This is a genomic window from Micromonospora sp. NPDC047187 (assembly GCF_040643355.1).
Lineage (GTDB): Bacteria > Actinomycetota > Actinomycetes > Mycobacteriales > Micromonosporaceae > Micromonospora > Micromonospora salmantinae.
Genome location: NZ_JBEYUF010000004.1, coordinates 51,595 through 75,155, shown reverse-complemented (window position 1 = coordinate 75,155; position 23,561 = coordinate 51,595). Strand labels below are relative to the sequence as shown.

Below are 23,561 nucleotides of genomic sequence, written 5' to 3'. Positions count from 1 at the left end.
ACGGCGATGGTGCTCCGAACGCTGGCCCGGTCCTCTGCTCAGCGTGATGCTGGGGGCGGAGGACCGGCCCGACTAGGGTGGCGATCATGCGGATTGGCATCGTGATCCTGCCGGACCAGCGGTGGGCGGAGTCGCAGCGTCGCTGGCGGCAGGTCGACGAGTGGGGCTTCGACCACGCCTGGACGTACGACCACCTGGGTTGGCGTGACCTGGTCGACGGCCCGTGGTTCGACTCGATGGCCACGCTGACCGCGGCCGCCACGGTGACCTCGCGGATTCGACTGGGCACCCTCGTGGCGTCGCCGAACTTCCGGCACCCGGCCGCGTTCGCCAGGCAGATCACCACTGTGGACGACGTCTCCGCCGGCCGCCTGCTGCTCGGCCTGGGCGCGGGCGGCATCGGCTTCGACTCGGCGGTGCTGGGTGGTGAGACGCTGCCGCCGCGTCAGCGGGTCGACCGGTTCGCCGAGTTCGCCGAGTTGTTGGACCTGATCCTGCGGGAGGACGGCACCACCTGGCGTGGCGACTGGTTCGCCGCTGTGGATGCCCGCAACAACCCGGGCTGTGTGCAGCAGCCCCGGGTGCCGTTCGTGGTGGCCGCCAACGGGCCACGGTCGATGCGGTTGGTGGCCCGCTTCGGGCAGGGGTGGGTGACAACCGGCACCGGTGACGACAACGACCTGGCGGGTTGGTGGGCCAGTGTGTCGGCGCTGTCCGCGCGGATGGACCGGACCCTTGACGAGGCCGGCCGCGACCCGGCCAGCCTGGACCGCTACCTCTCGCTGGACGCGGCGCCGGTCTTCTCGCTCAGCAGCGCACAGTTCTTCGCCGATCAGGTCGGCCGGGCCGCCGAGTTGGGCTTCACCGACGTGGTGACGCACTGGCCGCGCGCCAGCAGTTGGTACGCCGGTGACGAGGCCATCCTGGTGGACGTGGCGACCCGGTTGCTGCCACAACTACGCGGCTGAGGCCGCCACACCAAGCCCCGGCTGAGACGGCCGGTCAGGTGCCGAGGTCGCCGCTGGCCACACCGCCCTCGCCGCCGGAAACCAGGCGGAAACGCAGGCAGACGATCGGGGTGTCGCCGTCGACCGGGGTGCCGAGCCGCGCCCAGTAGGTCGAGTGCCCGGCCCGCCACTCCTCGATCGAGCGGTCGCCCTCGCCCTCGGCGTGGGCGAAGTCCCAGGGCACGTCGGCGAAGCGGACCACCTCGACTCCGGTGATCTCCACGACGCCGGCCAGTGCGTTGTCGTCGTCGACAAGGGCCAGGCGTTCGCCGACGTGCTCCAACTCCTCGCCTTCTTCCGCGTACTCGGCGAGCCGGCCGGCCGTCGCGGTCTTCACACCGGCCAGCACCAGGGTGTTGAGGGTTGACCGCAACTCGCCGGGGGTGCCGAGGGCGAGGGCGCGCAGTTCACCGATCCGAGGCCACATCCTGCCGAGGCTAGGCCAGCGCGGGCCGGGTCGCCGCCGCAATACCCGTCGCCCCGCTCAGATCAGTTGGCCGGCGTAGCCGGGTGCGGTGAGGAGCCGCTCGTCAGCACTGGTCGCGTACGCGTCGAGGATCGCGTCGGCGAGCTTGACCACGTGCTCGTCGCCGTGGCGGGCCGCGCGGGCGAAGACCTCCGCCGGCGTCGCGGGGGTCACTGTCGGTGCCGCGATGCCGTTGGCCGGGGCGTACACGGAGGTCATGGCCGCCGTCGCGGCCCAGGCCGCGGCGAAGCTCGGCGCCCACAGACCCCTGTCGAGTGCCGGCAGGGTACGCAGCACTGCGGTCGGCGCGGTGACCGCGTGCACCAACATGACCGGCGCCGCGTGCCCGAAGCGCAGGTAGTCCAGGCCGGCCCGGTGCACCAGCGTGGTGAGCCCGCGCTCCGCCTCGGCCGGGCTGCGCACGGGGCGCAGCGTCGCGAGTGCCGGCTCCCATCGGGGTACGCCCGGCAGCTGGTCCAGCCGATCCCGGACGCCGCCGGTCTGGTCGTCGATCCGGGGCAGCCCGGCCAGCGCGGCCGCCACGTCGTTGTCGTCGGTGCCCGGCTGGTCCGTCTCGCCGGTGAGCAGCCGGTCGGTGCCGGGGATCGGCTGCCATCGGGCCGCCCAGTAGCCGAGGGCCTGGCCCAACTCGGTGAGCCGCTGTCGGTTCGCGTCGTCCGGGTCGAGCGCGCGTACGGCGTGCCCGACCCGGATCACACCGTGCGTGGCGCCGGCGGCGATGCCCGGCAGCAGCCGGGGCCACCAGGTGCCGAGTACCGCACGCCACGGGTGTTCGCGCAGTTGCCTGTCGAAGTAGGCCAGCCAGTCACCGGCGCGCTTCGGATCGCCCAGCGCTGACCGCCAGTCGTCGATCGGGTGCAGCCCTCGGGGCAACTCGTCGAGGCGGCCGAGGTAGTCGTCGAGCCAACGGTGCACCCGGTGCGGGTGCCCGTGTCGGACCAACGCCTCGACGGCCATCGGTCCGTGGTTGGACAGCCAGCCCTGATATTCGGGGCCGGTGTGGTGCAGCCGCTCGTACGCCTCGTCGAGAACTCCGTCGCTCATCCGCCGATCGTCGATGTTGAACCTCGCTTCAGGTCAAGCGGGCAGATCCGCGGCGTCGATCAGGCCGGTGATCCGTAGGTCGGCCGCGACCTCGGGCGGGCAGTCCACGGCCACCACAGCGGTGCCCAGCACCTCGGCGCCCCGCGCGGCGCAGATGTCGTAGAGCGCGCGTAGCTGCGCGCCGGTGCGCACCCAGTCGTCGACCACCAGCACCCGGTCGTCGGGGCCGAGGTGTCGGTCGCGCACGGCGAGGTCTACCCGTCGGCCCCGGTAGTCCGGTGGGCTCTGTGCCCAGGTGAGTGGCCCGGCCGGAAGTCGCCCGTCACCGGGCTTGTGGGCGGCCACGAAGCCGACTCCGAGGGCGGTGGCGGCCAACGGCCCGAGGAGGAGCCCGGTGACGGCCGGCGCGAGCACCACGGTGGGCCGGGCGGCCCGGTACGGCGCCACCAGGGCCGGCCCCAGCTCGGCCAGCACCGCCGGGTCACGCCACCAGCCGGAGATGTCGCTGACCAGGTGACTGGTGTCCGGGCCGGGGTCGATCCAGTGGAACAGGGCGGCCAGGCGTTCGGTCAGATCGGCGGGCATCCGCTCATCCTGCGGCACGGGCGGCGGGCGTGGTGGCACCCGGGCCACCCGGCCCACCCGGGGTCGGATGATCGGCTACACGTACCTGTGCAAATGCGGGCATAACATCATGATCACGTTGACTTCGGAAGTGCTTCTCTCGTTACGGTCCGACCCGGTTTGTTCAGACGACGAAAGGACCGGGCCGGTGGCAGGCAAGCACTCTCGTACCCGCATCTTCTCCTCGCCGGCGGGCATCGTGGCCACCGCGGCGGTCGGCGTCGCCCTCGCCGTCGGAGGCACTGTAGGTGCCGTGCAGTTGGTCTCCGGCCCCGACCAGTCGGGGCCGGTAGCTCTCGACCTCACCCCGACCACCGCCGCGAGCAGCCTCACCCCCAGCGCTCCGGCCGCCACCCCGAGCGTCAGCGCCTCGCCCAGCGTGACCGCCAGCCCGTCGGCGACCCGCTCGCAGCAGGCCGCCTCCCGAGGCAAGGAGCGCACCGCGTCGCCGAAGCCGAAGCCGACCGTCAAGAAGACCACGGCCGCGGCGAAGGTGCTGGACAGCGGTTCGTGCGGTGCCTCGTTCTACTCCGACGGGCAGCTCACCGCCAACGGCGAGTCGTTCAACCCCGACGCGCTGACCGCCGCGCACAAGACACTGCCGTTCAACACCAAGGTCCGGGTGACCAACCCAGCCAACGGCAAGTCGGTGACGGTACGGATCAACGACCGCGGCCCGTTCATCGACGGCCGCTGCCTGGACCTCTCCCGGGCCGCCTTCGCCAGCATCGCCTCGGTCGACGTGGGCGCGCTCACCGTCCGCTACGAGGTCCTCGGCTGAGCGGGACCGGCGACGCCGATTCGGCCGGCCGACTGGGCCGGCCGGACAGAACCTCCTCGGACGAGGGGTCAGGTTCATTCACCGGTTCACGTGGATCAGGCAAACTGTCCCTCGTACCCACGCGACTCCTCCAGTCGGGCCGTCGCCCGCTGAGCCCCGGATCCCGCGCCGGCCTCGGCGCGGCCCTCGCTCTGCTCGCGATCGTGTCGGCGGTGGAGGCGGCGGACGGCCGCAAGGTGCACTACGTCGCGCTCCTGGCGGCCGCGCCGGTCCTCGCCGCCGCCCTGGCGTCCTGGGTGGTGGTCCTGGGGGTGGGCGTCGCGGCGACGGTGATCGGCGCCGGCTTCGCGCTGGTCGCGCCGAAGGTCTCGTTGGTCACCTCGGTCAACGTTGTCGCGGTCGCGCTCGCCACCGGGATGGCCGTGGCGGTGGCGTGGGTTCGCCAGCGGCAGGCCGAGCGGATCGTCGAGCTGACCAAGCTCGCCGCAGTGGCCCAACAGGCGGTGTTGCGCCCGCTCGGGCCGCAGGTCGGCACGCTCTCGGTAGCGGGGCGCTACATCTCCTCCACCGCGACGGCCGAGATCGGCGGCGACCTGTACGAGGCGATCGACACGCCGTACGGCGTCCGCATGATCATCGGTGACGTGCGGGGCAAGGGTCTGGATGCCGTCCGGCTGGCCAGCATCGTCCTCGGTTCCTACCGGCACGTGGCGTACGAGCGGGCCGACCTGCGGGCCGTCGTCGCCGACCTGGACCGCGCGGTGGCCCGCAACGTCGGCGACGAGGACTTCGTCACGGCGGCACTGGTCGAGGAGCGTGGCGGCACCCTCACGATCGTCAACTGCGGGCATCCGCCACCGCTGCTGCTACGCCGGGGTGCGGTGATCCCGCTGGAACCGCCGGCCCCGGCGCCTCCGCTCGGGTTCATGCCGGTGGTCCGCCCCCGGGTCGAACGGCTGGAGCCCGGGGACCGGCTGCTGCTGTTCACCGACGGTCTCGGCGAGGCGCGGCGGGACGGCGAGTTCTTCCCGACCGCCGACCGGGCCTGGCGACTGCTCGGCCATGGCACTGTCGCCGACGGGCTGGCATCGCTGGAGACCGCCCTGGTCGAGTGGGTGCACGGTCGACTCGACGACGACATCGCGCTGGTCCTGATGGAGTACGTGGGCGCCCGTACCGGCGCGGCCGTCGCCGTCCCGAGCTGGGAGGTCGGCGCCGCCGAGAGCTGAGCGGCCGACCGCGTCCGCAGGTGTGTAATCGCCGTCACTTGGCTGATCCGCTTGTCGCTGCCTACCCGCGAGTAATACAGTCGGGGTTACTGATCGGTAACACCTGTCCGGAAGCGGGGCCAGCGAGCATGACCCACTACAAGAGCAACCTCCGGGATCTCGAGTTCAACCTGTTCGAGGTCTTCGGGGCGGACCGGGCGTTCGGCCAGGAGCCGTACTCGGATCTCGACACCGACACCGCCCGCAGCTTCCTCGCTGAGGTCGACCGCCTCGCCCGCGAGGATCTGGCCGCCAGCTACACGGACAGTGACCGCAATCCGCCGGTCTTCGACCCGGCGACGCACACCGCGCCGCTGCCGGAGTCGTTCAAGAAGTCCTACCAGGCATTCATGGAATCCGAGTTCTGGCGCCTGGACCTGCCGCCGGCGCTGGGCGGCACCAACGCGCCGCGCGCTCTCTGGTGGGCGCTCGCCGAGCTGGTGCTCGGCGCGAACGCGCCGGTCTGGATGTACGCCTCCGGCCCGTCCTTCGCGCACGTGCTGCACGTCGAGGGCAACGAGCGGCAGAAGAAGTGGGCCAGGCTCTTCATCGACAAGCAGTGGGGCTCCACGATGGTGCTCACCGAGCCGGATGCCGGCTCGGACGTTGGCGCGGGACGCACCCGGGCGATCCAGCAGCCCGACGGCACCTGGCACATCGAGGGTGTGAAGCGCTTCATCACCTCGGGTGAGCACGACCTGAGCGACAACATCGTGCACTACGTGCTGGCGCGCCCGGTCGGCGTGGAGGGTGTCGGTGGCCCCGGCACCAAGGGCCTGTCGCTCTTCGTGGTGCCGAAGTTCCACTTCGACGAGACCACCGGCGAGTTGGGCGAGCGCAACGGCGTCTACGCCACAAACGTCGAGCACAAGATGGGCCTGAAGGTCTCCAACACCTGCGAGGTGACCTTCGGCGAGCACGGCGTACCGGCCAAGGGCTGGCTGCTGGGCGACAAGCACGACGGCATCCGGCAGATGTTCATGATCATCGAGTACGCCCGGATGATGGTCGGCACCAAGGCCATCGCCACCCTCTCCACCGGTTACCTCAACGCCCTCGAGTACGCGAAGAACCGGGTGCAGGGCGCCGACCTGATCCAGCAGGCGGACAAGACCGCCCCCCGGGTCACGATCACCCACCACCCGGACGTGCGCCGCTCGCTGCTGCTGCAGAAGTCGTACGCCGAGGGTCTTCGCGCTCTGGTCCTCTACACCGCCACCTGGCAGGACAAGGTCGCGCTGGCCGAGGCTGCCGGCGACGAGAAGGCCACCAAGCTGGCCAAGCGGGTCAACGACCTGCTGCTGCCGCTGGTCAAGGGCGTCGGTTCGGAGCGGGCGTACGAGATGCTCGGGCACGAGGCCCTGCAGACCTTCGGCGGCTCCGGGTTCCTCCAGGACTACCCGCTGGAGCAGTACGTCCGCGACGCCAAGATCGACACCCTGTACGAGGGCACCACCGCCATCCAGAGCCTCGACCTGATCTTCCGCAAGATCGTTCGGGACAACGGCAAGGCCCTGCTCGCGGTCTCCGGCGAGATCCAGGAGTTCATCTCCTCCGAGGCGGGCAACGGCCAGCTCAAGGAGGAGCGGCAGGCGCTCGGCAAGGCGCTGGCCGAGATCCAGAACATCCTCGGCGTGCTGACCGGCTGGCTGGGCGAGGCGCAGGGCGGCGACACCCGCGCGCTCTACAAGGTCGGGCTGAGCAGCCGACGGTTCCTGCTGGCGATCGGCGACCTGGTGGTCGGCTGGCTGCTCCAGCGGCAGGCCGACGTGGCGCTGAAGGCGCTGGCCGGCGAGGTCTCCGCCAGCGACAAGGCGTTCTACACCGGCAAGGTGGCTGCCGCCCGCTTCTTCGCCCGTGAGGTGCTTCCCCGCATCGGCGCCGACCGGCGGATCATCGAGGGCGCCGACCTCGACATCATGGACCTCCCGGAGGAGGCCTTCTAGGTCCTGTGCTGGGTCGCACCACCCGGCACTTGCCACGGCCGGTGGGGCTTCCGCCCCGCCGGCCGTCGCCGTCTCCGCCCGACGGCGGCACGTATTGGCCGAGCCCGGTCGGGTATGCCGCTGGCGTGGCGGGTAACCGTCGCGTGACCTCGAAAGGGAACGCCCAGAGCCACCGCACGGGGGAGTGCAGCGCACATGGGTGTAGGAAGCGGCATTTTTCTCATCGCGATCGGCGCGATCCTGACCTTCGCGCTGAGAGCCAACGTCTGGTGGATCGACGTACGCGCGGTCGGCTGGGTGTTCATCCTGGCCGGGCTGGCCGTACTGCTGACCACTGTCTGGTTCTGGCAGGACCGGCGCAAGAGGGCTCGAACCCTCATCGTGGAGGAGAACCGGCTGTCTCATCCGACGGCGATGATGCCGCCACCGCCGGACCCGCCGCCACCAACCGCACCGCCGTCCTGATCCCCGCACAACACGTACCCCTGAGCCACCCGTCGGATCGGCGGGTGGCTCAGTCGCGTGCGGTGTGCCGAGCCGTGAGCGGCGCTCCCGCCCTGCTCAACTCCGACCAGCCGAGCGGGCAGCGGTGCACCGCAAGCTCGGCCGTGCGCAAACCCTCGTCGTCCACTCCCTCGGGGTCGAGGAGCGCGGAGAGCAGCGAGATGCCCGGATTGTGGGCAATGAGCAGCGCTGTGCGGGCCGCCGGATCCACAGTGCGGACCAGCGACAACAACTCCTCGGGGTGCGCGTCGTACGCACCCGGCTCATAACGGACGGTCGGGCGAGGACCGGTCGGGCCACCCTCCGGTGGTGAACCGGTCATCCCCATCGCCACCCCGTGCCAGGTCTGCCGGGTGCGTCGGGCCGTCGAGCAGATCACCACGTCGGGCAGCAGCCCCTGGTGCGCCAACCAGGCCCCAGCCGCAGCCGCGTCGGCGGTTCCACGTGCGCTCAGCGGCCGCTCCGCGTCGTCCGCCGCGTCGCTGCCCTGCTCGGCCTTCGCGTGCCGCAGCAACACCAGAGTCCGTGTGTCGGGGTCGGCGTCCGTCATGCCCCCAGCTTGCCCGATTGGCGATCTCTGCGCCTGGGTAAGTCGATGGATGCCGCACCCCTACCGACGGCCGCGGCGCGACGTACGCCAGGTTAGAGCCGAGGAGCGAGACATGGGCATTGGTGGCAGCATCTTCTTGATCGCATTAGGCGCGATCTTCGCGTTCGCAGTGGAGGCCGACCTGGGCTGGCTGGACCTGGCCGTGGTCGGCTGGGTACTGATGCTCGCCGGCGTCGCCGGCCTGCTCGCCACCCTCTACTTCTGGAACAGCCGCCGTCGCCCGGTGGTGGCGGCGCCGGTTCGCGAGGAGCGCGTGGTGGCCGACCGGGTCGTGCCGGTCCAGGACAACCAGGTCATGCAGGAGTACCGCGAGGTGCGTCGGCCGGGCCGACCGGTCTGATCCTCGCCCACACACTCCGGGGTCCCGCAGCGTCGCGGGGCCCCGGAGTGTGTCTGCGCCGGGACCGCCGGCCCCACTACCCTTGCGGTGCGGGCCCGGTCCCGAAGCCGGTCGGGTCAGGCGAACAGCGCGAAGTAGATCGCGATGTGGTGACAGAGCGCCGCCAGCAGTGTGCAGGCGTGGAAGAACTCGTGGTGGCCGAAGACGGTCGGCCACGGATTGGGTCGGCGCAACGCGTAGAAGACCGCGCCGATGCTGTAGATCGCGCCGCCGACGATCAGCAGCACCAGCGCGGCGACGCCGCCCCCGTGCAGGATCTCCGGCAGCATGGCCACCGCCACCCAGCCCAGCGCCAGGTAGAGCGGCGCGGACACCCAGCGCGGCGCGTGCGGCCAGACCACCTTGACCGCCACGCCGGCCAGCGCGCCGCCCCAGACCAGGGCCAGCATCACTGTGGCCGGCCGGGGCGCGAGCAGCATCGCGCAGAGCGGTGTGTACGTGCCGGCGATGAACACGAAGATCATCGAGTGGTCCATCCGGCGCATCACCTGGTAGCCGCGCTCTGACCACACACGACGGTGGTACAGCGCGCTCGTGCCGAAGAGCCCGCAGACCGTCAGGCTGTAGATGAGGCAGCTCACCAGGGGTGCCCACCCCGGCCGGGTGGCGGCGATCGAGCAGAGCACGATGCCGCAGACCACGGCGACGAAGAAGGCGTACGTGTGTAGCCAGCCGCGCATCCGGGGCTTACCGATGTCGACCGGCTTCAGGCGAAGCGGGGCGGAGGTGGTCACCCAATCAGGTTACGGCACCGTAGGTTACTTGTAAGTAGTGGCGTTGGTGACACCCGGCACCGTCAACGTGAACACCGGATCGGCACGACATCGGCGAGGATGAGCGAATGCGGATCCGACAGGTCGGGGCGCACGCCCTGCTACTCGACTGCAGCGCCCCCGCCGACACCCCCGAACACGTGGCCGACATCCCCGAGGCCGCGTTTGTCGAAGCGTGGCGGGCCGAGCTGTGGCGGCGTCGGGAGCGGGGCGACCTGATCGCCGTGGAGATCGTGCCGGCGGCCCGGACCGTGCTGCTCGACGGCCTGCCCGACCCGACCACCACGGCCGATCAGCTGACCCGATGGGCGTCCGCCGTCACCGCCGCGATCACCCGCCCCAACCAGGCCCACGCCCACGCCAAAGGCCACGCCGACGCCCAGGACCACAACGCCACAGCCGGAGACGCAGCCGACGGCGCGGCGGACGTGGTCGTACCGGTCACCTTCGACGGGCCGGACCTGCCGGCGGTGGCGGAACACTGGGGCGTGGACGTGTCGGCAGTGCGGCACCGGTTGACCAGCACCCGGTTCCGGGTCGCCTTCTGCGGCTTCGCCCCCGGATTCCCCTACCTGACCGGGCTGCCCGCCGAGCTGGCGCTGCCCCGGCTGGCCACGCCCCGTCCCCGGGTGCCGGCCGGCTCGGTCGCGTTGGCCGGCCCGTACGCCGGCATCTACCCGGGCGCTTCCCCGGGCGGCTGGCAGCTGGTCGGTCGGACGGACCTGGTGCTGTTCGACGTGGCCGCCGACCCGCCGGCCCGACTCGGTCCGGGCACCACGGTCCGGATGGTGGCGGCGTGACCCACCCGGCCACCATCGAGGTGCTCCGCGCCGGCGCGCTCACCACAGTGCAGGACCTGGGCCGGCCGGGTTGGGCGCACCTGGGCGTACCCCGGTCCGGTGCTCTCGACCCGGCCGCCTTGCGGTTGGCCAACCGACTGGTCGGCAATCCGGAGCACGCGGCCGGCCTGGAGATCACCCTGACCGGCTGCACCCTGCGGCTGACCCGGGCGGCGACGGTGGCGGTCACCGGCGCCGAGGTCCCCGTCCAGGCGGGTGCCCGACCCGGTGACACGGGACGCCCGCTCACCGTGCCGGCGGGGACGGTGCTGCGGATCGGTCCCGCCCGGCGGGGCGTACGGAGTTGGTTGGCGGTGGCGGGCGGCATCGACGTGTCACCGGTGCTCGGTAGCCGGGCCACCGACACCCTCTCCGGGCTCGGCCCGCCCCCGCTACGGGACGGTGACCTGCTGCCGCTCGGTGATCCGGTCGGCACCCCCGCACCGGTGGACCTGACCGTGTGCTCCACGCCGCCTGAGGAGCTGCACCTGACGCTGGGCGCCGGTCCTCGCGAGGACTGGTTCACGCCGACAGCGTTCGACCGGCTCTTCGGCAGCGCGTACACCATCAGCCCGGTGAGCAACCGGGTCGGCGCGCGGCTCGCCGGCGCGGCGCTGCCCCGCGCGGTGGCCGGCGAACTGCCCAGCGAGGGCATCGTGCTCGGCGCGGTGCAGGTACCGGCGGACGGACAACCCCTGATCTTCCTCGCGGACCATCCGACCACCGGTGGATACCCCGTCATCGGGGTGGTCACCGACGTGACCCCGCTCGCGCAGGCCCGGCCAGGTACTACCGTCAGATTCCATGGACCTCAACGCTGACCTGGGCGAGGGATTCGGCATCTGGCGACTCGGCGACGACGAGGCGCTGCTGAGCCTCGTCACCTCCGCCAACGTCGCCTGCGGCTTCCACGGCGGCGACCCGTCCACCATGCGGCGGGTCTGCGAGGGTGCCGCGCGCCGCGGGGTCGCGGTGGGCGCGCAGGTCGGCTACCGGGACCTGGCCGGCTTCGGCCGGCGGCACATCGCGTACGACTTCGCCGAGCTACGCGACGAGGTGACCTACCAGTTGGGGGCGCTGGACGCGTTCTGCCGGTTGTTCCGCACCCGGGTCCGCTACCTCAAGCCGCACGGCGCGCTCTACCACGCGGCCAGCACCGACGAGTCCCAGGCGGCGGCGGTGGTCGCCGCCGTCAGCGGTTACGACCCCGAGCTGCCCGTACTCTGCCTTCCCGGCTCGACGCTCGCCCAACTCGCCGTGGGCGCGGGCCTGCCGGTGGTTGCCGAGGCGTTCGCCGACCGCGCCTACCTGCCCAACGGGGCGCTGGTGCCGCGCGGCACCCCCGGCGCGGTGATCACCGACCCCGAGCAGGTAGCCGAACGGGCGGCGCGGATGGCCACCGAACGCAGCGTGGTGGCGGTCGACGGCACAGTCATCCCGTGCTCGGTCGACTCGATCTGCGTGCACGGCGACACCCCCGGCGCGGTGTCCGCCGCCGAACTCGTCCGCGCCACCCTGATCGACGCCGACATCACACTGGCCCCGTTCGCGTGATCGGAGGGGCCGGCGGGCCCCTCCGATCGCGTCAGGCGTCCAGGCCGCGAAGCACCAGCGGCAGCCGGGTCACGGCACCGTCGACCACCCGGACCGGTACGCCCCAGTCCTGCCGGGTCAGGTGGCACGCCGCGTGCTCGACGTCCGCGTCACAGGTCGCCGCCTGCGCGGTCACCTGAAGCACCCCTGCGGTGACCTCGCCGTTGAGCACCAGCCGGCGGGACAGTTCGGTGCCCGTGCCGGCACCGTCCACCAGCAGCTCCGGCGGGGACGCGGAGACCACCAGCCGGGTCGACGGCCCGTACGTCTCGTCCAGCTTCTGCCCCGGCGCCGGGGTGAAGACGATGTCCAGGGTGACCTCGCCGGCCGCGACGTCGGTCGGCTTGCGCTCGGTGCGGTGCCGAGGCCCGTCCACGGTGCTGGCACCCGCCGCCGACAGGGCGCCGGGGGCGAGCCGGGTCAACCGGTGCGCGGCGGACTCCACCACCAGCACCTCACCGGACGGGGTGAGCACCAGGTCGCTCGGCTCCGCCAACCCGTCCGCGACGGTGGAGACCTGGTTGCTGGCCGGGTCGAAGCGGCGCACCGCACCGTTGTACGTGTCCGCGATCAGCACCGAGCCGTCCGGCAGGGCGCACACGCCCAGCGGGTGCTGCAGCAGCGCAGTCTCCGCCGGACCGTCCACGTGCCCGAAGTCGAACAGACCCTGCCCGACGGCGGTGCCCAGCACACCGTTCTCGACGTACCGGACGGCGCTGGACTCGCTGTCGGCCACCCAGAGTCGGGTGCCGTCGGCGGAGGTGGAGAGCCCCGACGGCTGGGCCATCCACGCCTCGGCCAGCGGGCCGTCGCGCAACGCCTCCACAGTGGTGCCGGCGTACATGCCGGCGGTCCGCTTGATCGGGTCGAACCACCAGAGCTGGTGGATGCCGGCCATCGCGATGATCAGCTTGTCGTCGTACCAGGCCAGGTCCCACGGGGAGGAGAGGTCGACGGCGAACGCGTCGTGGGCGTGGTCGTCGACCTCGGCGCGCCACTGCCTCCCACTGCCGGCCACTGTGACCACCTCGCCGGACTCCAGCCGTACGCCGCGCAGCAGGTGGTTGACCGTGTCGGCCACCACCAGGTCGTAGCCGGCCACCTCGGCGACGTGCGTGGGCAGCAGACACACCCCCTGCGGCTCGGAGAACGTCGCCGCGGCGGCCGGCCCGTCCGCCCGGCCGCGCTCGCCCGAGCCGATCCGACGCACCGGCGTCTCGCCGTCCGGGTCGATCTCGACCAGGGAGTGCCGGGCCGAGTCCGAGACCAGCAGGTTGCCGTTGGGCAGCAGCACCGCCTTACCCGGGAAGCGCAGCGCGGTCTCCGGTGCCGGCGGCGGGACGTACGGGCCGGTCCCCCGGTGCAGGGTGCCCTTGGCCTCGTGGGTGGCGATCAACTCGTCGATCAGTCGGGCCAGCCCCTCGGCATGCCCCTCGCCGGCCATGGTGGCCACCACGTAACCCTCGGGGTCGATCACCGACAGGGTCGGCCAGGCCCGGGCCGCGTACTGCTGCCACATGTCCAGCTCAGGGTCGTCGAGTACGGGGTGGTGCACCCCGTACCGCTCCACGGCGGCGGCGAGCGCGTCGGCGTCCTTCTCGTGCTCGAACTTCGGCGAGTGCACGCCGATCACGACGAGCACGTCGCCGTACTTCTCCTCCAGCGGGCGCAGCTCGTCGAGGACGTGCAGGCAGTTGATGCAGCAGAACGTCCAAAAATCCGCGATTACGATCTTGCCGCGCAGGTCCTGCAAGGTCAGATTCCGGCCGCCGGTGTTGAGCCACTGCCGGCCCCGCAGCTCAGGGGCACGTACACGCGCTGTAGTTCCCATGCCTGCCAGCCTGCCACGCCCTTGGGCCCAGCCGCCGTGACCCGTATGACAAGCGTCCTGGCCTGCGCTCCGTACCCGTCCCGGCGGCCCGGCTGCGATGACCTGCGCGATCTTGCACTTTCTGTCCCGACCTAGGGTGCATTTGGTGCAAAAGAACGACCGAAGCTGCAAGATCGACGGGCCGAGCTGCGAGTAGCTTGCTCAGTGGCCTAGCTTCCCAATCTCGCCGACCTCGGTCTCAAGAGTGGGACAGACCCAGACTGCTCGCCCGGCGCGTACCACCGCTGCCAGGGGGTGGCTATCGGGATGCTGGGGACAGGGCGGCCAGTTGGTGGGGCAGCCCAGTGACCACAGTGCCTCCACCGCCCACTCCTGAACCTGGTCGGCGAGCGCGACCACCTGTGTCACGGTGGGTAGGCCGAGATCGATCGAGATCCCCTGGCCGGATCCGTCTGGGGCGTAGAGGAAGGCACTGGCGGTCTGTGGGTCCTCTCGCCACGGCTCGTCGCGAAGATCGGGCTGCACCCCGCCAGGCTTCCCAAGATTGGACAAGATCGGCTCCGGCGCCGCCGCCAGCTCGCGTTGCACGACCGAATTGTGCCTGAAGCAAGAGGCTCCGGGTACGACGACGGCGGGGTCATGGTTACCCGTGACCCCGCCGTCGGTGCAGCTACTTCGTGGCCGGCTTCAGGCAGAGCACCCGGTTGGTGCCCTCACCCGGCAGCACCACGTGGGGCTGTGTCGTGTCGGTGCACTTCTCCTTGGCGTCCACCTTCGAGACGATCGTGAACGCGCCCGCCTCGCCGCAGTCCGCCGCCGAGGCGCCGCCCTGCCCGGACTGCTTGACGCAGGTGCCGACTGCCGGGTCGAAGGACGGCGTGTCGTTCCCGCCGACCTTGCCGAGCAGCAGCAGCAGGCCGAGCGGCACCGCCAGGATGAGCATCGCGGCGATCAGCACCGCGGCCAGCACCCGGCCGTTGCGCACCTTCGGCGTCGGTGGCTCCACCTTCGGCTCGTCGGCGTCCGGCTTGAACGAGTCGAACCGGCCCTGGTCCGCCTGGCCGGCCTCCTGGCCCCAGGACGGCGCGGGCTGCGGCGGTGGCGGGAACGACGGGAAGCCGCCGCCCGGCGCCGGTTCGGTCGCCGGCCCACCGAAGCCCGGCGCGCCGGTGCCCGGGCCACCGAAGTTCGGCGCACCGAAGGTCGCCGCCCCGTTCACAGTGGCAGCACCGGCGGCAGGCGACCCGGGGCCGCCGAACTGGTCCGCCGGCGGCTCGGCACCGGAGTGCGGGCGGGTGCCGTTCACCGGCCTGTTGTTGCCCGGGGCGTCGACGAAGGACGGCACACCCGGCGGGAACGCCGGCGGCGCAGCCGGCGCCTCGTTGAACGCGTTCGGTGCGGGCTGCCGGTCGTCGAAGCGCGGATCGGCCGGGGACTCGCCGCCCCAGCCAGGCCCAGCCTGCCGCTGCGCGTCGTGCTGCCAATCGGGTGGGGACTGCTGCCGCTGCGCGTCGTTCTGCCAGTCGGGAGCGATCTGTCGCTGCCCCTCGTGCTGCCAGTCGGGCGTGGCCTGCCGTGGCGCGTCGTTCTGCCACTCCGGAGCACCCTGGCGGTCCGCGCCCGAGTCGCCCTGGAACGCCTCCGGCTCCGGCTCGGCCTCCGGCTCCGGTCGCGCCGGACGGCCGTACACCCGGGGTTGCGGGTTGGCCGTGCCGGTCGGTCGGATGGCCTGGTCGGTCGGCGGCATCACCCGGCTGGCCAGCGGCACCGAAGCGCTCGCCGTGGCCCTGGCCGCTGCGCCGGCTGCCGACTCGGCGTCCGACACCGGTACGACCGCGCGGCCCGCTCCGGACTCCGGAGAGGTACGCGGGGCGGGCACCACCGCGCCGCTCGCGGAGACGTCCTCGGGGCGGCCACCGTACTGCGCGGCGGCGTCCGGGGTTTCCCGCTCGGCGTAGGCGGGCTGCTCGGGGATCGGAGCGAACTGTGCCTGGGGCGCGTAATCGGCCGGCGGGGCGGCAGCCAGGCTGGCACCCGGGACGCGCTGCTCCTGCGGGGGCAGCGGCACCGCGTTCGCCGGCGAGATGCCCGGCGCGGGCCCGGGCTGGTAGGCCGGTGCCTCGTCGCCCCGGTCCGCCTCCCAGCCTCCACGGGACTGGGCGGAAGCCTCGGCCTCCGCGCGACCCCACACCTCACCGGGGGCCCACGGCTCGACCTCCGACACGCCGCCGGAGTTGCCCTGGGCGGCGTTGTCCGGGCCGGCGGCCCAGTTGGGCGCGCCGCCGCTGGTGGGCACGCTGGCGCTGGTGGGCACGCTGGCGCTGGCCCGGGCGGGGAGGTTGCTCGGCTCCGCCTGGGTCCACCCTGCCTGCTCCGGCCGCTCGGTCGGCTGCTCCGGTTGGGAGAGCACCCAGTCGGGCTGCTGCGGACGGCCCTCGGCCTCGCCCCAGGCGGCCGGCTGCGCGGGCTGGTCCTGCCGCGCTTCGTTGCCGTCGTTCCACACTGCGGGCTGCGCCTGCGCCTGCTGCTGCTGCGCGGCCCACCCGCCGGAGTTGGCCGGATCGTCCTGCGCGGGCCAGTTCGTCGGCGGGGCCGGGACCTGGGCGGCGCCACGGGCCGGGCTCGGCTGGGCAGCCTGACCCCAGCCGGGGGCGGGCTGCTCGGTCGCTTCGGCGGGCTGGCTCCAGGTCGGTGGCGACTGCTCCGCCGGCGTCCACACCGGCTGGTCGTCGCGGGCGGCGCCGGCGGCGGGCCAGCCACCGTTGCCGGTGGCCTGGTCCTGCTGGGCCCCGCCGGACCAGCCGGCGGCCTGCGGCGCGTCGGATTGCGGAGATTCGGTCGCCCGCCAGTCAGCCGCTGGCGGGTTGGCCTGCGCCGCGCCGCCCCAGCCGCTGGCCGGGTCCTCCTGGGCGGGCCAGGCGGCGGTGGCCGGGGGAACCTGCGCGGCGCCCCGTGCGGCTGGCTGGGCCTGCGCCCAGTCCGGCTGCTCGGCGGGGGCGTTCGGGGTCCAGGTCGGTGCGGGTGCGCTCTGCTCGGCGGGCGTCCACCCCTGCTGCTGCGCGGCCCAGGGGTCGGGCTGTGCCGGAGCCGGCGCGCCGTCGTTGCCGGACCACGCGCCGGGCTGCTGCTGCGGCGGCTCGCTCGCGCCACCACCGGCGGCCCAGGCGGGCTGCGCCGGGTCGTTGGGCTGGGCAGCCGCGGTGGCACCCCAGGCGGGGGCCGGCGGCTGCTCGGACTGGGCCGCCCATGCCGGCGCCGACGGGTTGGGCCGCGTCGGGGGCGGGGGTGCCCAGCCCAGGTCGGGGCCAGCGGCGTTCTGGCCGTTGTCCGGCTGCGCCGGGCGGTCGCCGTACGGCGCCGGTCCGCCGGCGCCCGGTGACACCTCGTCCGGCTCCTGGCCGGGTCGGTGCGGGCCCTCGGACGTCATGGGTGCGCCTCCTCCATCACATGTCGGCTCGCCGGTGCCGATCGGTCTCCTCGGCGTGGCTGCCGGCGTCACCGGCGTACCGCTGTGCCGGCTCCCCGCACGGTATCGGGTGTTGGCACGGCACGTCCAAGGAGCACTGGTCGTCACTCACCGTGGCCGGTTGATGTCGAGCAGTTTTGTCGGCTCGGCCTCTGCCGGGTCGGCGGGCGGCGACCGAAGCCCACCGTACCGGGCGCTGCGGCAGGGCGGAATCCCGGTGGTGGTGGTTGGGAAACGCCGATGGCCCACCCGGTGGGCCGGGTGGGCCATCGATCTGGAGGAGGTGAGGAATGTCGTGGAGCGTCAGCTCATGTGACGCTGGGCGATGACGAGGATTTCCTCGCGGACCGCCGGCGAGTTCGCGGAGCGCAGCGCGTGCTCGATGGCACGGGCGCGGCGGGTCGCGTCGCGGTGGTTGCGGATTCGCTCGATCATGCTCATTGGTGGGTCCCCCTAGCTATTCGGTTGTCAGCCCCTGATACGTCTATTCAACAGCAGAAGCCGGCGAAATTCCATCGATTATTAGGTGAGCTGAGACACCTGCCTAACAATCAAAGGTCAACAAGCCATCTGGCCGACGGTTCCGTTGCCCAACGGACACGGCCGGTGTGCCGGGCGTTAACCCGTGGCACACCGGCCGTGGCTGGCGTTCGAGACGATCAGGTCCAGGCGAGCAGCGCCGCCTCCGGATCCGTGAGGAAGTCGCCGACGTCCCGCAGGAACTTCGAGCCCAGCTCACCATCGATGATCCGGTGGTCGAAGCTCAGCCCCAGCGTGGTGACCTGGCGAACCTTGACCTTGCCCTTGTGCACCCAGGGCATCTCCCGCACCGCGCCGAAGGCCAGGATCGCGGACTCGCCCGGCGGCAGGATCGGCGTGCCGGTGTCCACCCCGAACACGCCGACGTTGGTGATGGTCAGGGTGCCGCCGGACATGGCCGCCGGCGAGGTGCGGCCGGACTTCGCCGTCTGCACCAGGTCGGTCAGCGCGTCCGCCAACTCCCGCAGCGAGAGTCGGCCGGCGTCCTTGACGTTCGGCACGATCAGACCGCGCTCGGTGGCCGCCGCGATGCCGAGGTTGACGTACTCCTTGACCACGATCTCGTCGCCCGCCCAGGTCGAATTGACCATCGGGTGCCGTTGCACCGCCAGCAGCACCGCCTTCGCCACCAGCAGCAGCGGCGAGACCCGTACGTCGCGCCACTCCCGCCGGCCGCGCAGCCGGTCCAGGGCCTTCATCGCCCGGGTCACGTCGACGGTCAGGAACTCCGTCACGTGCGGGGCGGTGAACGCCGAGCGGGACATGTTCTCGGCGGTCAGCTTGCGGACGCCCTTGACCGGGATGCGCTGCTCCCGGTCCGCGCCGAAGCTGGGCGCTGTCGTCGCCGCGATCGGCTCGGCAACCACAACGCTCGCACCACTCGCCGCCTGCTGCACGTCCTCCCGGGTGATCGAGCCGAGCGGCCCCGACCCGGTCAACGTGCCGAGGTCTACCCCGAGATCCTTGGCGAGCTTGCGCACCGGCGGCTTGGCCAGCACCCCGCCGGTCGCCGTCGCGGCCCGCCCGTTCTGGGCCGGCGCGACCACCGGTGGCGGAGTCGGCGCCGCCGGTGCGGGAGCCGCCACGGCCTGCGCCGGGACCGCGCCCTTGCGGGGGCGGCGCTTCGCGGCGGTGGTACGCGGGCCGTAGCCGACCAGCACCGCCGTCCGCCCGCCCGGGGCCGCCCCACCGATCAGGCCGGGCTCGACCATGCCCTCGGCCGGTGCCACCTGCACCGCCGCCAGCGAGGCCGCAGACGGGGTGGGCAGGTCACCGCTGGGCGTGGCAGTGGTCGACGGCGCGTCCAGCGGCCCGGCGCCCGGGTCGGTGTCGATAGCGATGATCGGCGTACCGACCTCGACAGTGGTGCCCTCCGGGTGGTGGATCGCCTGGACCTGGCCGGCCCACTTCGCCGGGATCTCCACGGCCGCCTTCGCCGTCTCCACCTCGACGATCGGCTGGTTCAACTCGATGGTGTCGCCGACCTTGACCAGCCAGGCCAGGATCTCGCCCTCGGTCAGCCCCTCGCCCAGGTCGGGCAGGTTGAACGTCTTGATCCGGGACATGTCGCTCACCAGCCGAAGGTGCGGTCGACAGCGTCGAGCACCCGGTCGAGGTCGGGCAGGAACTCCTCCTCCACCCGGGCGGCCGGGTAGGGGATGTCGAAGCCGGTCACCCGCAGCACCGGCGACTCCAGGGAGTAGAAGCACTCCTCGGTGATCCGGGCGGCCAACTCGGCGCCGAGGCCGATGTTGGACGGTGCCTCGTGCACCACGACCACACGGCCGGTGCGCTTCACCGACTCGTACGCCGCCGTCAGGTCCAGCGGCGAGAGCGAGCGCAGGTCGATGACCTCCAACTCCCGGCCGTCCTCGGCGGCGGCGGTCGCCGCCTCCAGGCAGGTCCGCACCATCGGGCCGTAGGCCAACACGGTGACGTCGGTGCCGGGCCGCACGACCCGGGCCGAGTGCAGGGGGTACGCGTCGGACAGCGGCGCGTCCAGGTCGACCTGGCCCTTCTCCCAGTAGCGCCGCTTGGGCTCCAGGAAGACGATCGGGTCGTCCGAGGCGATGGCCTGCTGGATCATCACGTACGCGTCCTGCGGGTTGGCGCAGGTCACCACCTTCAGGCCGGCGGTGTGCGCGAAGTACGCCTCCGGCGACTCGGAGTGGTGCTCGACCGCGCCGATGCCGCCGCCGAACGGGATCCGGATCACCATGGGGATGCTGAGCCGGCCGCCCGAGCGGTAGTGCATCTTCGCCACCTGCGACACGATCTGGTCGTACGCGGGGTAGACGAAGCCGTCGAACTGGATCTCGCAGACCGGCCGGTAGCCGCGGATGGCCAGACCGACAGCGGTGCCGATGATGCCGGACTCGGCCAACGGGGTGTCGATCACCCGCTGGTCGCCGAAGTCCTTCTGGAGACCGTCGGTGATCCGGAAGACGCCGCCGAGCTTGCCGACGTCCTCGCCCATGATGATGACCTTGGGGTCGTTCTCCAGGGCGCGGCGCAGACCGGTGTTGAGGGCCTTTCCGATGGTGAGCGTCTCCGTGGCCATCAGTGGGCGCTCCCCTCGAACGACTCCATGTAGCGGCTGAACTTCGCGCGCTGCTCGTCGAGCAGCGGAGACCCGTTGGGGTAGACGTGGTCGAACATCGTCACCGGCTCCGGGTCCGGCATCTCCAGGACCCGCTCGCGCAGGTGCACCGACTCGCGGCGGGCCTGCTCGTCGACCTCGGCGAAGAAGCCCGCGTCGGCGATCTGCTGCTTCTCCAGGAATGCCTTGACCCGGGCGATCGGGTCCTTGGCCTGCCACGCCTCGACCTCGCTGGCGATGCGGTAGCGGGTCGGGTCGTCGGAGGTGGTGTGTGCGCCCATCCGGTAGGTGTACGCCTCGATCAGGCTCGGGCCCTGCCCGAGGCGGGCGTTGTCCAGCGCGGTGCGGGTGACCGCGTACGTGGCGAGCACGTCGTTGCCGTCCACCCGTACGCCGGGGAAGCCGAAGCCGGCGGCCCGCTGGTAGAGCGGGACACGGGTCTGCCGCTCCAGCGGCTCGGAGATCGCGTACTGGTTGTTCTGGCAGAAGAAGACCAGCGGCGCGTTGAACACGCTGGCCCAGACGAACGCCTCGTTCACGTCGCCCTGGCTGGTGGCGCCGTCGCCGAAGTAGGCGATCGCCGCCTCGCCGTCGTCGGTGCCGGTCTTGCCGTCGATGGTGATCCCCATCGCGTAGCCGGTCGCGTGCAGGGTCTGCGCCCCGATGACGATCGTGTACATGTTGAACTTGAACTCGTTCGGGTCCCAGCCGCCCTGGTCGACGCCGCGGAACAGGCCGAGCGGCATGATCGGGTCGATGCCCCGGCAGTAGAGGACGCCGTGCTCCCGGTAGGTCGGGAAGGCCATGTCCTGGGTACGCAGCGCCCGCCCGGAGCCGACCTGGGCGGCTTCCTGGCCGAGCAGGCTGGCCCACAGGCCCAGCTCGCCCTGGCGCTGGAGAGCGGTCGCCTCGGCGTCCAGCTTCCGGACCAGCACCAGGTCGCGGTAGAGACCGCGGTATTCCTCGTCGGTGAAGTCGACGCGGTACTCGGTGCCGTCCGGCCCGGTGGCGCTGTCGATCCGCTCGCCTTCGGGGGTGAGGAGCTGCACCAGCGCGGGGTCGCCGGCCGCGCCCTTTTTGGAGCGGGGTGCGGCCCGCCTGCTGCGGGTGGTGCCCCCGGGGTCGCCCTTTGCCATCGGTCTCTCCCTGTCGTGTCTGCGTCGGCACCGGGGGGTCACCCGGCCGCGCAACTCGTGCGCCTGCCCGGCTGCTGCCGGACCGGTTCCTGGCGGCCGCGCCTAGCCCCGGTGGGGGTTGCCGCACGGCGTGATCCGGGTTCTGGCCGAACCCGGATCGGGAGCGCCGGCGCTCAACCGCGCCTGCCGCGAGGGTGCGCGGAGGTCACGGCTGCGTTGCCGTCGTGCTCCATATTCGCAGAGCAGGTGAGCGCGCCCACAGTACGCCTGCCTCCGCAATCCGACCGCCCCTGCTTTGACGCCGTTTGTCGCCATCATGCCGGCCCGCGTCTCCCATGCGTTGCGGCACGATTCGTCACCGTTCGGGCAGCACTGCGTGTCGACACGCGGTGGAGGTTGGCTGACCCACCGTGACTGCGCGAGGCTGATTCCCGCAGGATCGCGCCTATCGGGTTATTTGTCGGGTTTCTTGCCCCGGTGGCGCCCATTCATGTCCTCCGACGGCCGACGACTAGGGGTGTGCGGTGTACGAGCCAGGTGACGGTCCCGGCACACCAGCGCTTGGTAGGCACCGGTCAACCGGCGGCTACCGCCGGATGGTCGGTGTCCACCGGGCCCCCGGCGCCGGTGGCCCCTCCCGCGGTTACCTGCTCACCGTCGCGTTGCTGGCCGGCACGGCGTCGATGCCCATCCTCGCCGCGATCAGCGCGGGCTCGGCCACCCCGGGCAGCACCGCACTACCGGACAGCAGCACCCCGTTCATGCCGACCCCGTCCGTCGGGCCGGTGGTGATCCCAATGCCGATGACCAGCCAACCACCGCTTTCCCCGCTCGGTACACCCAGCGTCGGCCCGACCAGCGGCTGGCTGCCGGCCGCCCCGTCGCGTCCACGGGAAGGGCCCGCCGCTGCCGATCCCGGGCCCGCCCGGTGGACGACCGCCCCGCCGGTGGCACCGAGACCCCCGCGGAGCACCTCGCCGCCGGTGCCCCCGCCCGTCGCTCCGCCACCGCCGACCGACCCCGACCCGACCGATCCGCCGGATCCGGACCCGACCGATCCGCCGGATCCGGACCCGACCGATCCGCCGGATCCGGACCCGACCGATCCGCCGGACCCGGACCCGACCGACTCGCCGGGTCCGGACCCGACCGGCTCGGCCGACCCCGATCCGACTCCGACCCTGACGGTGGACCCGACGCCCACCCTGGAGCCGACACCCACACCGACCGACGACGCGACAGCGACCGCCGTGCCGACCAGCACCCGGTCCGTGCCGGCTCCCACACCCACGCCGCCCGCGGTACCGACCCGCCGACCCAGCCCGGCGATCCCGTCGCCGTCGGCCGTCGCCTCGACGCCCAGCGTCAGCCCGGCGCCACTGGCCGGACCGACGTACCCCGCGGTGTCGCCGACGGTACGGTGACGATCAGGCGCGGCCTGTCCGGCGACGGCGGCGCTCGGCGGTAGGCGCGTACCGGAGGGGGTGGCGTGGGCGGCGGTGCGGAACCCCGCCCGGTCACCACCCGGCCCGGCCCGGGGTTGCGGATCGCCCGGCTGGTCACCGAGGTGACCGCCCCGGCGGTGCTCGTGTCACTGCTGATCATCACGGTGAGCTGGCACAGCGCCAGCCGTCCCGGTCAGGGCCTCGTCTGGGGTCTGCTCGCCACTCTGTTCGTCACCGGCATCCCGTTCGCCTACATCGTCGGCGGCGTACGCCGTGGCCGGCTCACCGACCACCACGTCGGCCGCCGGGAGCAGCGCCGGGCGCCGCTGCTGGTCGGCCTCGGTTCGGTAGCGGCGGGGCTCGCCCTGCTCGCCGTGCTCGGCGCACCCCGCCCGGTGCTGGCACTGGCGGTGGCCGGCCTCGTCGGCCTCGTCGTGGCCGTGTCGGTCAGCCACTGGTGGAAGATGTCGATCCACTCGGCGGTGGCCGCCGGCACGCTGGTCATCCTGATGCTGACCTTCGGGACCCTGCTGGTCGCCGCCGCACCGCTGCTGGCGGTGGTCGGCTGGTCCCGGGTACGGCTGAAAGACCACACGCTGGCGCAGGTGCTGACCGGAGGTGCGCTCGGCGCCCTGATCGCCGCGGCGATCTTCGGACCGCTGCGCTAG

23 protein-coding genes are annotated in these 23,561 nt (G+C 72.4%); 11 read left to right on the top strand and 12 right to left on the bottom strand.

What is annotated here, in order from left to right; all coding sequences use genetic code 11:
* Positions 1–86 precede the first annotated feature (86 nt).
* Positions 87–968, top strand: coding sequence for an LLM class flavin-dependent oxidoreductase (locus ABZ794_RS09555; protein WP_357515024.1), 882 nt, complete (start codon positions 87–89; stop codon positions 966–968).
* 34 nt (positions 969–1,002) lie between these two features.
* On the opposite strand, the gene ABZ794_RS09550 is transcribed toward ABZ794_RS09555, so the two are convergent.
* Genes ABZ794_RS09550 through ABZ794_RS09540 form a run of 3 tightly spaced genes read right to left on the bottom strand, consistent with a single transcriptional unit; the run spans position 1,003 to position 3,123 of the window.
* Positions 1,003–1,434 (bottom strand): ASCH domain-containing protein, encoded by a 432-nt coding sequence (locus tag ABZ794_RS09550; RefSeq protein ID WP_112700111.1) that lies wholly within the window; start codon positions 1,432–1,434, stop codon positions 1,003–1,005.
* A gap of 57 nt (positions 1,435–1,491) precedes the next feature.
* The gene (locus ABZ794_RS09545; RefSeq protein ID WP_210783037.1) at positions 1,492–2,538 is read right to left on the bottom strand and encodes a questin oxidase family protein; all 1,047 of its coding nucleotides are present in this window, start codon (positions 2,536–2,538) and stop codon (positions 1,492–1,494) included.
* A gap of 33 nt (positions 2,539–2,571) precedes the next feature.
* On the bottom strand, positions 2,572–3,123 hold the full coding sequence (locus ABZ794_RS09540) for a phosphoribosyltransferase family protein (protein WP_210783035.1): 552 nt from the start codon (positions 3,121–3,123) through the stop codon (positions 2,572–2,574).
* A gap of 187 nt (positions 3,124–3,310) precedes the next feature.
* On the opposite strand from ABZ794_RS09540, the gene ABZ794_RS09535 reads away from it, so the two are divergent.
* The 4 genes from ABZ794_RS09535 to ABZ794_RS09520 all read left to right on the top strand — a co-directional run bounded on the left by ABZ794_RS09535 (position 3,311) and on the right by ABZ794_RS09520 (position 7,622).
* Positions 3,311–3,943 (top strand): septal ring lytic transglycosylase RlpA family protein, encoded by a 633-nt coding sequence (locus tag ABZ794_RS09535; protein WP_210783033.1) that lies wholly within the window; start codon positions 3,311–3,313, stop codon positions 3,941–3,943.
* Between the two features lie 104 nt (positions 3,944–4,047).
* Complete coding sequence (locus ABZ794_RS09530) at positions 4,048–5,172, top strand: PP2C family protein-serine/threonine phosphatase (RefSeq protein ID WP_210783105.1); 1,125 nt, start codon at positions 4,048–4,050, stop codon at positions 5,170–5,172.
* A gap of 128 nt (positions 5,173–5,300) precedes the next feature.
* Positions 5,301–7,157 (top strand): acyl-CoA dehydrogenase, encoded by a 1,857-nt coding sequence (locus ABZ794_RS09525; protein WP_210783031.1) that lies wholly within the window; start codon positions 5,301–5,303, stop codon positions 7,155–7,157.
* A gap of 195 nt (positions 7,158–7,352) precedes the next feature.
* Positions 7,353–7,622 carry a DUF6458 family protein gene (locus ABZ794_RS09520; protein ID WP_030487564.1) on the top strand — a complete coding sequence of 90 codons (270 nt, stop codon included), beginning with the start codon at positions 7,353–7,355 and terminating at the stop codon, positions 7,620–7,622.
* 49 nt (positions 7,623–7,671) lie between these two features.
* Here ABZ794_RS09520 and ABZ794_RS09515 read toward each other — a convergent pair whose 3' ends face one another.
* Positions 7,672–8,211 (bottom strand): histidine phosphatase family protein, encoded by a 540-nt coding sequence (locus tag ABZ794_RS09515; RefSeq protein ID WP_238690277.1) that lies wholly within the window; start codon positions 8,209–8,211, stop codon positions 7,672–7,674.
* A 112-nt stretch (positions 8,212–8,323) separates the two neighbouring features.
* Between ABZ794_RS09515 and ABZ794_RS09510 the strand changes: the two genes are divergently transcribed.
* Positions 8,324–8,611 carry a DUF6458 family protein gene (locus ABZ794_RS09510; protein ID WP_210783027.1) on the top strand — a complete coding sequence of 96 codons (288 nt, stop codon included), beginning with the start codon at positions 8,324–8,326 and terminating at the stop codon, positions 8,609–8,611.
* A 116-nt stretch (positions 8,612–8,727) separates the two neighbouring features.
* Here the strand turns inward: ABZ794_RS09510 and ABZ794_RS09505 are convergent, their stop codons facing one another.
* A complete protein-coding gene (locus ABZ794_RS09505; RefSeq protein WP_210783025.1) occupies positions 8,728–9,405 on the bottom strand; it encodes a hemolysin III family protein in 678 nt (225 codons plus the stop codon).
* 107 nt (positions 9,406–9,512) lie between these two features.
* Between ABZ794_RS09505 and ABZ794_RS09500 the strand changes: the two genes are divergently transcribed.
* The 3 genes from ABZ794_RS09500 to ABZ794_RS09490 are packed head-to-tail and all read left to right on the top strand — an operon-like array spanning position 9,513 to position 11,837.
* Complete coding sequence (locus ABZ794_RS09500; RefSeq protein ID WP_357515020.1) at positions 9,513–10,244, top strand: allophanate hydrolase subunit 1; 732 nt, start codon at positions 9,513–9,515, stop codon at positions 10,242–10,244.
* Positions 10,241–11,104, top strand: coding sequence for a biotin-dependent carboxyltransferase family protein (locus ABZ794_RS09495; protein ID WP_357515018.1), 864 nt, complete (start codon positions 10,241–10,243; stop codon positions 11,102–11,104). The genes ABZ794_RS09500 and ABZ794_RS09495 overlap by 4 nt, the downstream gene beginning before the upstream one ends.
* Positions 11,088–11,837 (top strand): 5-oxoprolinase subunit PxpA, encoded by a 750-nt coding sequence (locus ABZ794_RS09490; protein ID WP_091396260.1) that lies wholly within the window; start codon positions 11,088–11,090, stop codon positions 11,835–11,837. The genes ABZ794_RS09495 and ABZ794_RS09490 overlap by 17 nt, the downstream gene beginning before the upstream one ends.
* Before the next feature lie 31 nt (positions 11,838–11,868).
* Here ABZ794_RS09490 and ABZ794_RS09485 read toward each other — a convergent pair whose 3' ends face one another.
* The 7 genes from ABZ794_RS09485 to pdhA form a co-directional block, all read right to left on the bottom strand.
* A complete protein-coding gene (locus tag ABZ794_RS09485) occupies positions 11,869–13,707 on the bottom strand; it encodes an NHL domain-containing thioredoxin family protein (protein WP_357515016.1) in 1,839 nt (612 codons plus the stop codon).
* Between the two features lie 201 nt (positions 13,708–13,908).
* Positions 13,909–14,295 carry a hypothetical protein gene (locus tag ABZ794_RS09480; protein WP_357515014.1) on the bottom strand — a complete coding sequence of 129 codons (387 nt, stop codon included), beginning with the start codon at positions 14,293–14,295 and terminating at the stop codon, positions 13,909–13,911.
* A gap of 82 nt (positions 14,296–14,377) precedes the next feature.
* Positions 14,378–17,134, bottom strand: a complete 2,757-nt coding sequence (locus tag ABZ794_RS09475; protein ID WP_357515012.1) for a hypothetical protein — start codon at positions 17,132–17,134, stop codon at positions 14,378–14,380.
* Positions 17,135–17,476: 342 nt separating this feature from the next.
* Positions 17,477–17,614, bottom strand: a complete 138-nt coding sequence (locus tag ABZ794_RS09470) for a hypothetical protein (RefSeq protein ID WP_165435866.1) — start codon at positions 17,612–17,614, stop codon at positions 17,477–17,479.
* 218 nt (positions 17,615–17,832) lie between these two features.
* Entirely contained in the window at positions 17,833–19,287 is a 1,455-nt protein-coding gene (locus tag ABZ794_RS09465) for a dihydrolipoamide acetyltransferase family protein (protein ID WP_238689467.1), read from the bottom strand.
* Entirely contained in the window at positions 19,284–20,273 is a 990-nt protein-coding gene (locus ABZ794_RS09460; RefSeq protein WP_210783013.1) for an alpha-ketoacid dehydrogenase subunit beta, read from the bottom strand. The genes ABZ794_RS09465 and ABZ794_RS09460 overlap by 4 nt, the downstream gene beginning before the upstream one ends.
* The gene (gene pdhA, locus ABZ794_RS09455) at positions 20,273–21,448 is read right to left on the bottom strand and encodes a pyruvate dehydrogenase (acetyl-transferring) E1 component subunit alpha (RefSeq protein ID WP_210783011.1); all 1,176 of its coding nucleotides are present in this window, start codon (positions 21,446–21,448) and stop codon (positions 20,273–20,275) included. The genes ABZ794_RS09460 and pdhA overlap by 1 nt, the downstream gene beginning before the upstream one ends.
* Positions 21,449–22,044: 596 nt before the next feature.
* Between pdhA and ABZ794_RS09450 the strand changes: the two genes are divergently transcribed.
* The gene (locus tag ABZ794_RS09450; protein WP_357515009.1) at positions 22,045–22,872 is read left to right on the top strand and encodes a hypothetical protein; all 828 of its coding nucleotides are present in this window, start codon (positions 22,045–22,047) and stop codon (positions 22,870–22,872) included.
* A gap of 65 nt (positions 22,873–22,937) precedes the next feature.
* Complete coding sequence (locus ABZ794_RS09445) at positions 22,938–23,561, top strand: phosphatase PAP2 family protein (protein WP_210783007.1); 624 nt, start codon at positions 22,938–22,940, stop codon at positions 23,559–23,561.